The following is a 12,948-nucleotide window of genomic DNA, read 5'->3' on the forward strand; positions in this document are numbered from 1 at the left end:
AATTAAGTAAACCCTGAATTAACAAGAAAAAAGCGGCCCTGATGGCCGCTGTCAGTATTAGTCTTTCAGGTAATAGGTGAGGGTAGAAACCACTCTAACACGCTTGATATAAGGCGTGTTGCTATCGCGATCGCTGATAGAAAAAGTCCCCTGGCTGGCATTCTTGATTTTGCCAAGTGAGGATTGCGAATCGCGGGCAAATTTCTCCGCCACTTCCCGAGCGTTTTCTGTGGCCTGCTGTACCATTTGTGGCTTGATGCTGTTTAAGTCGGTATAGATGAACTCAGTACGACTATCGTAATTCTGTGCTACGGCAATGCCGTCTTTCGCCAGTTCCAGTAATTTCTTGCGGCTTTGCAATACCTTATCTATCTGCTGGGTATAAACCGACAGCGTCACTTTGGCGTTATAGCGAAATTTAACATTAGGATCGGCATATCCTTGCGCTTGTCGGTCTTCGATGGACGGTTGCGACACGCTGATCTCTTCAGCAGTAAAACCTTGCTCCAGCAAAAATTTCATCACTCTATCGGTCTTTTTCTGCACTGAGCTGTAGAGATTATTCAGGTCGTTGTCGACATCATTAAAGGCAACAGGCCAGATTGCCACATCGGCTTTCACCTCCTGCTCCGCTAATCCTTTCACTGTGACCACTCGATCCATCGCTTTCATGGCAACCAAGCTGTTGCCTAAACCATTGCCCAGCAGATAAAGGCCGCCACAGATAAATGCGCCTAACAGCGCTGCCGCTAATACTGATTGTTTGTTCATTCCGTGACTCCTTGTATGCGGAAAGAAATTAGAAATATCCGTAAGATGTGACACTAAGATAGCAAAAAGCGAGTGAACTGGTCACCCGCTTTAATCCGTACGCAACGCGGTTTCTGCTATCAGAAGCGATAGTTAAACTGCATTGAATAGTAGGTCGCGGTAGATTTGGTGTGTGCGTTAACATCACCGGCCAGCGCACTGGTTTCAATCAGTGATTCTTCAACACCACGCACCAGTGCCGCGCCCAGATCGATAGTCATGCTATCCGACAGGCGATAGCTGGCACCAAGGGTATACCAATGGCGGTCTGAATCGGGGATAGACAGTGAACCAAGCTGATCCACCACACCGTTATCAAACATGTAACCCGCTCGCAGTGTCAGCGTGTCGTTAACGGTGTATGTGCCGCCAACACTGAACAGCCAAGAGTTTTTCCAATGATATTCTTTCAGCGGTGCTTTCACATTGGTGGCCACTTCCATCCCTGCATAACTGCCGCTAGCAATAGTTGCGGTTCCTTGTTTGGTGGTGATCTGATCAAAATCGTCCCACAGGGTGTACTGCGCTGTGTAATGTACTGCAAATTGGTGAGTTAATTGATGGAAACCCGCGAATTGCAGAATATCGGCTAAGGGGACGTCCAGTTCGTTGTAGTCAATGGCAATCTGTTGTGCGCCCAGTCCCGGCAACTGCTGGCTGGTCATGACATTGATATCACCCGTTACCGTTACTGTTGGGCTGAAACGATAGCTCAGACCAAAGCGGTTATCTTTATTCAGCTCCAAGGTGGCGCCAAGGATACCGCCAAAACCTACCCCATCAGCATCTACATCCACGAGCGGGATGCTGCCAGCATAGCGGGTGAGATTACCTTTGCCGTAAACGGCATCAATGCCCGCGCCAATGCTGAGCATCTCATTGATACGATAAGAAAGACTGGCATTCAGTGTCACTGTGGTCACTTCTGTGTTACCGATCAGATCATAAGGGGCGGCGGTTGCTCCTTTGAGCAGTGAACTGGTGTCTGTACCTGTGCCAAAATTGGAAAATGCCGCTACCCCAAATGCCCATTGATCATTTAACGGCTGCACATAATAGATATTCGGGATCAGTTTGCTGCTTCCCGCATCATCAATACCACCTAAATCAACCTGACCACCTGCAAAATTCACATCTTTTACATCGACATCAATATCGACGTAAGTCAGCCCGGTTGACAGCGCCGCGCGGTCAAATAATGCCATAGCCGCTGGGTTACGTGACAATACCGACGCATTGTCGGCAATTACCGCATCACCCGCAAAAGCGCGGCCAATACCGGTGGCTGATTGGCTGTTGAGCTGAAATCCGGCAGCATAAGCCTGCGTAGCGCCCAGCATCATGCCACTCACCAGCAGTGATTTTCTGAAGTTAGTCATATTGATTGTTGTTCTCTGAATAATATTGCGCATATCCGTTAGCTAACGCCAACGTCCCCGTTAAATCAGCGGGCATGTTAGGGGGCGCTGGTAGGACTAACAAGTCCGACCAGCAGCTTACACTTGTTTCGCTTAATAGATGGCGGAATTATGTGCGCCAGATCGCTTAAAATTTAGGCTGGCGCTGCTGAAGAATGGTCGAAAGTTTAAGATTATTTGATTGATTTTTATGATGTTAAATAACGAGAAATCATATTATAAAAGTTAAATGTAACGGTAAGTAACAGGCTGCTATAGCTCTCCAGCTAAGCTAACATCTGTACGCTTAGTTGGAGAGTTGGCTGTGGTCATAACGCCTGTTTTATGGTGTGGTATTGCTTAACCGTCGTTGCTGCGGGTGGCAACAACAGACTAACCGCAATGCCTGTAATCGACGCAAACACAAATCCGGGCAATAGTTCATATAAGGCAAAAATACCGCCATTTGCCTGTTTCCAAAAACAACGGTAACGGCACCGACTATGATGCTGGCAACGGCACCTTGACGGCTGTAGCCATGCCAGAACAGTGATAACAGCACCACAGGACCAAATGCCGCGCCAAAGCCTGCCCAAGCATAACTCACTAAGCCAAGAACGCTGCTTTTAGGATCCAGCGCAATAATGCCTGCCAGTATTGCAATTGCCAACACGGCTAAGCGTCCCACCAACATCAGTTCGCGATTGGACGCTTGGGGCCGTATCCAGCGGCGGTAGAAGTCTTCGGTGACCACACTGGAGCACACCAGCAACTGTGAATCTATGGTTGACATAATGGCTGACAAAATCGCCGCAATCAGGAGACCGCCAATCCATGGATTAAAGGCCACTTGAGTGAGATGAATAAACACGGTTTCTGGGTTATCCAGTGGCTTATCCGCAAAGTACAGCATCCCGGCTATCCCGGTGGCTAACGCCCCAAGCAGAGACAACAGCATCCAGCTCATGGCGATGCGGCGTGATACCGGTAACTCTTTGGTACTGCGTATCGCCATAAAGCGGCACAAAATATGAGGCTGACCAAAATAACCCAGGCCCCAAGCTAAGGCTGATAGCAAGCCAATAAATGTCAGCTTGTCGTTGAACAGTGACAATAATGCGGGGTCTAGCGTATCAAGACTTTTGTGGCTTTCGGGATGGGTAAACATGCTCACAGGAACAATTAACAGCGCTAGCAACATGAGACAACCTTGAAAGAAATCGGTCCAGCTAACAGCAAAAAAACCGCCAACAAAGGTATAAGCCACAATGACAACCGAACCAACAACCAAGGCTAACCGGTAATCCATGCCGAATACTTTTTCAAATAAAATGGCGCCACCCACCATGCCGGAAGAAGCATAGAAGGTGAAAAACAGCAGAATTGTCAGCGCCGATACCAGTTTTAACAGGCCACTTTTATCGGCAAAACGTTTTTCAAAAAAGTCGGGGAGGGTGAGGGCGTTATCGGCCATTTGTGTGTATATCCGCAAGCGTTTGGCGACCAGTAACCAGTTAAGCCAAGCTCCCAACAACAGCCCAATACCAATCCAGGCTTCACCCATGCCCCCAAGATATACCGCGCCAGGAAGCCCAAGTAACAACCAGCCAGACATATCCGATGCGCCTACGCTAAGGGCGGTGACCGCCGGGCCCATCTTGCGGCCACCCAGAATATAGTCGTCGAGCGAATCTGTGGCGCGGTATGCCCAATAACCGATTGCCAGCATGGCAGTAAGATAACCAATAAAGGTGATAATGATAGGCGTGTCAGTGACCATAAAGATATTTGTAAAATTATTGTTATCAATGTCTTGCATGCTAACAGATGGGAATGTCAGCACACAACATCTGTACTGTAATTACACCATAATGGCAGTCGTTGCTGCTTGACCAGATAACGCTGTAGACTGTCGCTTGATTGACATGTGTGCGGTGAGCTTTACTGTTGCAATGAGCATATGGCGGATGCGTTCATTTTGGCTCATGAGCATAGAAATCTGACCATTCAATAAGTTGCATTATTGCTTATTGCTTATTGCTTATTGCTTATTGTTTATTGCTTGGTTGCTCAGTTAAGTGTGCCAGCTGTTGCTGCGCTGGTCGATACCCTTGATTGGCGGCCTGTTGATACCAATAAAGTGCTTGCTGGTGATCTTGAGAAATGCCTAATCCCAATTCGTAAGCTGCTGCGAGATTATTTTGTCCAACGGCGTCCCCTTGTTTAGCTGCTTTGGTAAACCACTCAACGGCTGTGCTATCGTTACGTTTTACACCTTCCCCGTAGTGATACAGCATGCCCAACGCGACTTGTGCATAAACGTGGCCTTGCTGTGCCGCTTGTTGATAGTAAGTCGCTGCCAGTTGGTCATTGTGTGCCACACCAGTGCCATTTCGATAGTAGTTGCCTAAGCGATATTGTGCGCTGGCCACACCATGTTCAGCCGCTTTTTTAAACCAAACAGCAGCTTGTTGGTAATCTTTTGTTACCCCGTGGCCCATACGATATAACTCACCGATGGCATTTTCAGCCTGAGCATTTCCTTGAAGTGCTGATTTCATAAACCAATTCAAGGCTTTAATATCGTCTTTTGGGAACAGTTTGCCTGTTTGGTATTGCTTCCCGAGCATGTATTCGGCGTCAGCATCACCCAGGTTGGCCGAGGTTCTATACCAATTAAGGGCCACTAAACTACTATGTTCTAATGCTTTTTTATACCACTCGTGGGCTTTCGCTTCGTCTTGCTCAATCCCATCGCCGATTTCATAACGTTCAGCCAGCATCTCTTGGGCGGCCGTGAAGTTGTTGTTGGCTGCGGCAAAATACCAGTAAAACGCTTGCTGTTTGTTGGGCGCAATACCTTCACCAAGTTCATAAGCTAACCCTAGGTTATATTGGGCTTTGCCGTAACCTTGTGCTGCTGCCAGTTGTAACCATTTCACCCCTTGTTTTGGATCTGGCGCGACACCTCGACCTTCAAGATAAATCCATCCCAACAGATTTTGTGCATAGGCTGAGCCTTGCTCGGCGGCGTGCTGTAATGTGGCCAGCGTTTGCTGATGTTGGGTGGCTGGCACGTTTGAGAATTTGTACATTGAGCCAATACTTATCAATGCATTGTCATCTCCTTGTGCCGCGGCCTTTAAAACCACTCCACGGCAGTTTCATCGTTACTGGTAACCCCATTACCCAGTTGATACATAGTTCCTAGCAACTGCTGCGCATCAGCTAAGCCATTGTCGGCTAATGGTTTAAGTTGCTGTATGGCGGTTTGATAATCTGCATGTTGATAGGCTTGCAGTGCACGTTGGTACGCTAGGTAGGGCGGCAGTGACGTTGTAGAGGTACAACTGGTGCAATAAAACAGGGTGAGAAGAACGCCAATGACAGATTGATAACGCAACATGGATTATTCGAGTAAGGAGTAGTATTAGTGATATATATCATATGGTTATCTAGATGGAAATGAATATATCAAGACCTTCTTTTTTGAGGCATAGTGTTTACTGGCGGTGTTAAGTCATTGGCTGGTAGCGTTACACCAGTAAAAACGTGTAAACGAGCCTCGCCAGCATGATGCTGGCGAGCAAGGTTGGTAAGGTTGGTGTTTTAACCACAACGATTGATCATGAATGGCTTAGCTATGGGTTTAATGACATTAAGGCACTATCCCGCTGCTGTTTGGTGCCAGTGTTAAAGGCGGCCAACTGGGTCTTGAGGGTCTGGTATAACTCGGCAGTATCTGTTGGCTTGCGGCCATAGTGCGCGGCTTGAAGTGCCGTTACTGTTTGCGCTAATGCTGGCGAGATTTCTGCAAGATTCTGCAGTGTTACCTTATGTGAACTTCGGAGCGAAAGCTCATGCAGTAAGGCGTTGAGCACTTCGCCAATATTGTTAGCCTTAATCGCATCATCAAGTGAATCTGCTTTCACCACCGGACGCTCTTTTTTACTTTCTACCGTTGTTACGCGCTTTGAGTTTTGTTGGCTTGTCCACCACCACAGCAGCAATGTTAACAGCCAGAGACCAGCAAACACCGCAGTAGCCAGCGGCCAGTAGCCATTGTTGTTTTGTGCCTGAGCCACAGGTGTGCTCAGATCCGGTGCTGGGGTATTGCTGGCCGGTTTTACCTTAACCTGCCGTGCCGGTAGTGTGGCATATTCCTCTTGATTAAGATGCGGATTCCACCAAGCCACTTTGATTTCCGGTAAGGTGTAGTCACCCGCTTTGGCTGGGACGATAGCGATGGTTTGCGTCAGCTTGGCGACAGTTTGTCCATTACGGACATAGGTTTTTTGACGGGTTTATCGGGATAACTGCGCATGTCGGCAGGCAGTGACAGATGCAGATCTGGCAAACTGGTTTCATCGGCGTTAGATGCCAGCAGCGTAATGTTTCGGGTAATGGGTTGCCCGGCCTCATAGCTTTGATTATCTTTCCAGTCTTCCTGAGTGCCACTAAATCGGCCACCAACCAGTCGCCCACATAGGATTTAGGAATGGGGTTGATGCTGACCACTAGACTGTCGCCTTGCGCTTGTACCGGGCGGCTTTCCTGGAAGGAAAACATCCCGCTGCTGGGGCTGTTCATCAGCACATCGCCAGAAAAATTAACGCCGTTTATCATTAACTTGCCGGGATTATCCGCAATAATGCTATAGGTGCGTTCAATCACGCGGTAACGGCGGCCATTGACGATTTCATTGCTGTCTTTATCATCGCCAATCTGTTTGATTTGGGCGCCTTCAATATTGGGCGTCGACAGCACGCCGCGTTGTAAATCAACGGCTAGATATAACTTCACTTTGTAGGTGAGCAACTGGCCGACATAAGCCTCGTCACTGGAAATGCTGGTGCGTAAAAACAGGTTTTTCATCTGCTGTGGTTGGCTGCTGGAGTCCACTACTTGCAGTTGGATCGGATTGGATTTTACGCCGTTAATGTCAAATGCCGGGATGGTCACCTGTCCCAGTTGTTTGGGGGCTATCAGGATCTGCCAGCGGGTTTCCTTGCGAGTGTCAAAATTGATGATCTGGGTGCTGCGGCCAACGCTGGTGCGCCCCACGATAAAGTCTTTCAGTAGCGCGGAGGTATCCAACGCCTGACTTTGTAGATCGTCATCAGCCGTTACTGTTAATGCAATGTACTCGCCTTGTGGCACTGGATTTTTATCAACAGAAGCCTGTAGTTCAGTCAATGCCAGTGCTTTGAGTGGCAACAGGGTTGCCAAGAGCAGCCATAACGGAAAGCGTAGTTTTACCACTGTTGTTGTTCCTTGGGTACATCGCCGCGCTGGCGGCGTTTTTGATATTCCAATTGCATTTTGTTACGCAGCAGTGCGGCGGGATCGTCAACCACGGCTTTTAGCGCACGCTGCATATCTGCGGGCAGTTTATCCTGGTTATCCAGAGTAGACGCGGCCACAGACCCATTTTGCGGGTTTGATGGCGGTTGCTCATCCGCTGCTTTGGCCGCGCTGGCCCGCTGTTGCGCCGAGTCAGCTGGGTTATCCTGCTTAGCATCCGCTTGCATTGCTGGCGCAGGTGGCGTTTGGGGCCTATCACTATCAGCAGCAGACTGTGCTTGTTGCTGGTTGTCTGCCGATGATTGATCTGCGGCCGGCTGCTCCTGCTGCTTATTATCGGTAGCGGCGGATTTAGCAGAAGAGCTCTTGTCCTTATCCTTAGCGGCCGAATCTTCCCCTGGGGACGCTTGCGATTGCTCCTGCTGCTGGTTTGCGGATTCATCACCTTGCTGCGGTTGTTGGCTGCCTTGATTGTCTTTGCCGCTATTCTTTTGCTTATCTTGCGACTGTTGCTGCTCAGACTTATTCTGTGCTTGGTCTTGCTGCTTATCAGCACTATTCTGTTGCTTGTCCTGCTTGTCCTGCTTGTCCTGCTTGTCCTGCTTGTCCTGCTTGTCCTGCTTGTCCTGCTTGTCCTGCTTGTCCTGCTTGTCCTGCTTGTTTTGTTGTTGTTTCAGCAGTTGCTGTGCCAGTTGTTTATTGGCTTTCGCATCATCAAATGCTGGTTGTAGCGTTAATGCTTCGTCGTAGCGCTTGATAGCTTCTTCATACTTACCAAGTTGCATTAGCGCATTACCTTGGTTGTAGTAGCCCTGCGCCGTTTTATCCTGTTCATAGGCGGCGAGGGCACCTTGATAATCACCGGCGCGATATAAGGCGCTGCCTTGCCAAGCGGGGTTGGCAAATTTATCTGCGGCAGCTTTAAAGTCTTGCTGCTTAAATGCCTGCATCCCTTGCTGATCTCGAGTATGCCACAGGTTATCCCATGTACTGGCCTGTGCTTTGGGTGTTAGCAAGCTGCCACACAATGGCAGCACTAATAGCCAGACGGGGAGGCCATATCTGAACATTGCCAGCATAGGCAACAGCAGCAGTAATGTCAGGTAGGGGCCGAGATCTATCCAACTGTCACCTGCAAGGTGAGTGGCTTGCGCGTCTTCATCGGTACTCAGCCACTGCCGTAGTTTGGTTAGATCTGAACCATCATTGGCGAAGGGCAGTAGGCGACCATGACAGCTTTGTGCCAGTTCGTGTAGTTGACTGTAATTAGTGCTAGGTATGACGACCTGATTGCTGTTATCTCGCAGTAACTGACCATCGGCCAACCGCACCGGCGCGCCTTGGGTAGAACCCAGTGCCAATATGCCAAGACGATATTGAGTATCTTGTAATACTGCTTTAGCGGCATTGAGCTGCGGCGTTGCCACCCCATCAGTGACTAAGATGATATCGCCATTAATATGCCCTCCCTGGGAGAGCAACTCTTTGGCTTTAGTGAGCGCCGCTGGCAGGTTAGAGCCCATAACGGGCATGATGTCCGGGCTCAGCGTTGGCAACAGATTTAATAAAGTGTTGCTGTCGCGCGTCAACGGACTGATGACAAAAGCATCACCGGCGTAGGCGATCAATCCGGTTTCACCTTCTTTAAGCCCTTTCAATAAATCGGTGACTCGGAATCTGGCTTGCGTCAGGCGATTGGGTGTCAGGTCGGTGGCATACATCGACAGCGACATATCCATCACAATGACACGCCCTTGAGTGGCGGCAAACACCGGCAGCGGCTTTTTGAATAGTGCAGGGCCACTTAATGCCAGCACCGCCAATAGCCAGCAACTGGCTACGATTGGCAGCCATTGACGCCGAGGCTGTTCACCCTGACTGATAAGTATGCCAGCAAGGTGTGGCGCAATGTATTTATCCCACTGGGAGTGACCACCTTGATGCTTTAACTTTAACCACAATACCAGCAGCAAGGGCAGCAGTGCGATAAACCATTCTGGCCGCATAAAGTGCAGACTCATGATGACCTCCCGGCAGGTTTTATGGCGGGCAGGAACTGGCTGAGACTAAGTGCCAAACTGAGTAATAATGCCAGTCCTAGTGGCCAGTAAAACAGTTCCGATTGCGGCCGGTAAGTGAGCGGATCGCGGCTTATCGGTTGCAAACGGTCTATCTCCTGATAAATCTGTTGCAGTTCTTTAGGATCACGAGCGCGGAAATATTTACCATGGGTAACATCGGCAATCCGTTTTAACTGGTCTTCATCCAGATCCGCCGATGGATTGACCCGCTCGATACCAAACAAGGTCCGGCGTTCCATCACATCAGCGCCTACGCCTATGGTGTAAATAGTGACATGACGCTTGGCAGCAATGGCGGCAGCCTGATCCGGGTCAATATTGCCTGCATTGTTGGAGCCATCGGTCAACAGCACTAATACCCGGTTACTCTTATCGAGATTATCAAACCGCTTCACCGCCAGCGCGATGGCATCACCAATCGCCGTTTGTTTGCCCACCAGACCAATCTGTGCTTCCTTGAGATATTGGGCAACCGAGCGGCGATCCTGTGTTAACGGCGCTTGCAGATATGCTGCATCGGCAAACAGGATCAGGCCGATACGGTCACCGGCGCGGCGTTCGATAAAGTCACTGACGACTTTTTGGATCACACTGAAACGGTCTACGGTTTTGCCGTCCAGCACCATATCTTCAATCTGCATACTGCCGGAGAGATCCACTGCAACCATCAAGTCGCGGCCCTGCGTTGGCAACTCAATGGGATCGCCCAACCACTGTGGCCGCGCCACAGCCAGTAGCAACAGTGACCATAACAACCAGATAATCCACGGTCGACGTCGCTGACTGCTCACTTCGGTCAGCGCATATTGGCGGATGCCCGGCATTTGTAACTGACCACTGCCAACGCTTGTTGGGCGAAAACGGATGAATAGCGGCAATGGCAGTAATAGTAGCAACCACCACCAAGCGAGTGTCAGCATGACTTGCCTCCTTTACTGGCGCGCCGATAATAGCTTGGTGCACAGAGTAACCATTGCTGACACAAGGTTTTGAGTTCTTCGCCGTCTTCGGCGGAAGGGCGCATCTGGTAACGCTGTTGTAGTAAACGCTGGAATTTTCCTTGCTGTTTCACCGGCAAAGCCTGATCCAGATACTGATACCAGCATTCGCCGGTAAGGCTAGCAACTTGCTCGCGGCCACCATAACTGATGGCGCAGCGCTTGAGTAGCGCACTGAGTTGCAGCATCAGTTGCGGATCTTCGCTGTCCAACTGTGACAAGAGTTGCAGCGCTGCTTTGGCACGCCTGTTGCCGCCGTTTTTGTTGGTGGCGCAAATATAGCCATACGCTCAAGGCGATGAGTGACAATAAGGCCAGAATGAACAGTGCCAATATGGCTGGCGCAGGCGGCCAGAAACCTATCTCAGGGGAAGCCGGATATCCTTCATGGCACTGAGCGCCGGATTGGCAGTAGCGGTAGTTGGCGTCATCGTAACAAATTCAGTTGTTGGTTAAGGTTGCGTGCGGCATCCAGCTGGCGTACAGGAATGCGCAGCGACTGCATCATCTGTACAAATTGCATCAGGCTGTGCTGCTGTCGCTGTAGCCAGGCATCATAACTGCGGCGATCCAGCAGTAACGATTGCCCTTGTTCGCTTACGGGTAATGAAAAATGCTTGGGTAAAGCCAAGCTGCCAGTACGCAACGGATCTGTGATCACAAAGGCTGAAACTTCACTGTGGCGACGCAGGTCTGACAGTGGCTGCCGACACTCATCATCAAAGCCGTTACCATCGGTAAGCAGCCACACTTGCGAGCCCGGTTTCGTTAAACGAGCGAGTTGCCGACAGCTTTGCGCCATCAATGCAGCGGGATCCGGGGATGGCTGTTGTAGTGTTTGCAACTGATGTTGGTGCACGGCGGTCAGCGCCGAAATTAATGCCAAAATGCCTTGTTCACGCGTACGTGGTTTCAGCTCGCGACGTTTGTTATCACTGACAATCAAGGCGCCTAACCGATCGCCTTGCTGAATGGCCTTCCAACCCAAGGTGGCCGCCAGATGGGCGACTTGCACCGCTTGCAACAGCAAGGTCGAGCCAAAATACAGGCTGTGTTTCAGGTCAACCAGCAGTAATACCGGGCGTTCACGCTCTTCCACAAACAGCTTGGTGTGAGCCTTGCCCGTACGTGCCGTAACGCGCCAATCTATGGTGCGCACATCGTCACCATGCTGATAATGGCGCACTTCGGCAAACTCCATGCCGCGGCCTTTGAGCAGACTGCTGCGATTACCAGCCAGCGCGGCTCTGGCACGCACTGGATTGTCGGGCAATGCCCGCGCCAGATCCCGGCACGCCAGCAATTCCGCTTCGCTCAGATGTACGCCATCGGCAAATAACGGCAGCGTGTGTTCAGACTCGGACATCATTAGGGCACGGCCACCTGGCTGAGAATATGGTTGATCACTTCATCACGGCTAATGCCTTCTGCCTGTGCTTGGTAACTTAGCAGCAAGCGGTGGCGCAATACATTTGGCAACACTGCTTGAATATCTTCCGGTGCTACAAAATCTCGCTGGTACAACCAAGCGCGGGCGCGGGCACAACGTTCAATGGACTGGGTGGCGCGAGGGCTGACACCATATTCCAGCCATTTTGCCAGTTCGTCGCTGTAGCGTTGTGGTTGCCGGGTTGCCATCACCAAATCAACAATATAGCGCTCCAGTGGCTCAGCCAGATAAATTTCCAGCGCTTGCCCCCTGGCATTAAAGATGTCGTCCTGGGAAATTGGCGTCATCTTTTCCATGCTGCGAGTCTTGGCTTCATTGCGTGACAGCCGCAAAATTTCCAACTCTGTGTCTGCACTTGGATAATCCAGGTTCAGGTGCATCAGAAACCGGTCGAGCTGCGCTTCCGGTAACGGGTAGGTACCTTCATTTTCTAACGGGTTCTGGGTGGCCATTACCAAAAACAGCTGCGGTAATTTGTAGGAATGTTTACCAACGGTCACCTGACCTTCGGCCATGGCTTCTAGCAGCGCCGACTGTACTTTGGCCAGGCGCGCGGTTAATCTCATCCGCTAAAATCAGATTGTGAAATATCGGCCCAGCCTCAAACTCGAACGTGCCGGTTTGTGCGCGGTATATATCGGTTCCGGTCAAGTCTGCCGGGAGTAGATCTGGGGTAAACTGGATCCGGTGAAAATCCCCTTGAATACCGTCACACAGCGCTTTCACCGCGCGGGTTTTTGCCAGTCCTGGCGGGCCTTCTACCAGTAAATGACCATCGGCAATCAATGCCAGCAGCAGATTTTCGGTTAACGAGGGCTGACCGACGATGACGTGGTCAAGGTATGTTCTTAATGCGTGAAAACGACTTAACGGCATAGGGCTTCTCTTATCATGCTCGTGCAGCAGCG

11 protein-coding genes and 2 pseudogenes are annotated in these 12,948 nt (G+C 50.3%); all 13 read right to left on the reverse strand.

The window, feature by feature from the left end; genetic code table 11:
* Positions 1-57: 57 nt before the first annotated feature.
* On the reverse strand, positions 58-771 hold the full coding sequence (locus KHX94_RS17060) for an SIMPL domain-containing protein (RefSeq protein WP_213681519.1): 714 nt from the start codon (positions 769-771) through the stop codon (positions 58-60).
* A 119-nt stretch (positions 772-890) separates the two neighbouring features.
* Positions 891-2,189, reverse strand: a complete 1,299-nt coding sequence (locus KHX94_RS17065) for an OmpP1/FadL family transporter (RefSeq protein ID WP_213681520.1) — start codon at positions 2,187-2,189, stop codon at positions 891-893.
* Positions 2,190-2,536: 347 nt separating this feature from the next.
* A pseudogene (gene putP / locus KHX94_RS17070) lies at positions 2,537-3,987 on the reverse strand (sodium/proline symporter PutP).
* A gap of 268 nt (positions 3,988-4,255) precedes the next feature.
* The gene (locus KHX94_RS17075; RefSeq protein WP_213681521.1) at positions 4,256-5,302 is read right to left on the reverse strand and encodes a tetratricopeptide repeat protein; all 1,047 of its coding nucleotides are present in this window, start codon (positions 5,300-5,302) and stop codon (positions 4,256-4,258) included.
* A gap of 47 nt (positions 5,303-5,349) precedes the next feature.
* Positions 5,350-5,613 (reverse strand): outer membrane protein assembly factor BamD, encoded by a 264-nt coding sequence (locus KHX94_RS17080; protein WP_213681522.1) that lies wholly within the window; start codon positions 5,611-5,613, stop codon positions 5,350-5,352.
* Positions 5,614-5,848: 235 nt separating this feature from the next.
* On the reverse strand, positions 5,849-6,403 hold the full coding sequence (locus KHX94_RS20730) for a hypothetical protein (RefSeq protein WP_244859216.1): 555 nt from the start codon (positions 6,401-6,403) through the stop codon (positions 5,849-5,851).
* Positions 6,404-6,485: 82 nt separating this feature from the next.
* Positions 6,486-7,469: a BatD family protein gene (locus KHX94_RS20735; RefSeq protein WP_244859217.1), complete on the reverse strand. Its 984-nt coding sequence runs from the start codon at positions 7,467-7,469 to the stop codon at positions 6,486-6,488.
* Entirely contained in the window at positions 7,463-9,532 is a 2,070-nt protein-coding gene (locus KHX94_RS17090; protein ID WP_213681523.1) for a vWA domain-containing protein, read from the reverse strand. The genes KHX94_RS20735 and KHX94_RS17090 overlap by 7 nt, the downstream gene beginning before the upstream one ends.
* The gene (locus KHX94_RS17095) at positions 9,529-10,512 is read right to left on the reverse strand and encodes a vWA domain-containing protein (protein ID WP_213681524.1); all 984 of its coding nucleotides are present in this window, start codon (positions 10,510-10,512) and stop codon (positions 9,529-9,531) included. The genes KHX94_RS17090 and KHX94_RS17095 overlap by 4 nt, the downstream gene beginning before the upstream one ends.
* Positions 10,506-10,811 (reverse strand): DUF4381 domain-containing protein, encoded by a 306-nt coding sequence (locus tag KHX94_RS17100; protein WP_213681525.1) that lies wholly within the window; start codon positions 10,809-10,811, stop codon positions 10,506-10,508. Before KHX94_RS17100 ends, KHX94_RS17095 begins: the two co-directional genes overlap by 7 nt.
* Positions 10,711-10,923 carry a hypothetical protein gene (locus KHX94_RS21905; protein ID WP_425314021.1) on the reverse strand — a complete coding sequence of 71 codons (213 nt, stop codon included), beginning with the start codon at positions 10,921-10,923 and terminating at the stop codon, positions 10,711-10,713. Before KHX94_RS21905 ends, KHX94_RS17100 begins: the two co-directional genes overlap by 101 nt.
* 94 nt (positions 10,924-11,017) lie before the next feature.
* On the reverse strand, positions 11,018-11,956 hold the full coding sequence (locus tag KHX94_RS17105) for a DUF58 domain-containing protein (protein WP_213683503.1): 939 nt from the start codon (positions 11,954-11,956) through the stop codon (positions 11,018-11,020).
* 2 nt (positions 11,957-11,958) lie between these two features.
* Positions 11,959-12,916, reverse strand: a pseudogene (locus tag KHX94_RS17110) (AAA family ATPase).
* Positions 12,917-12,948: the final 32 nt, after the last annotated feature.

The sequence above is a fragment of the Shewanella dokdonensis genome, assembly GCF_018394335.1.
Classification (GTDB): Bacteria; Pseudomonadota; Gammaproteobacteria; order Enterobacterales; family Shewanellaceae; genus Shewanella; species Shewanella dokdonensis.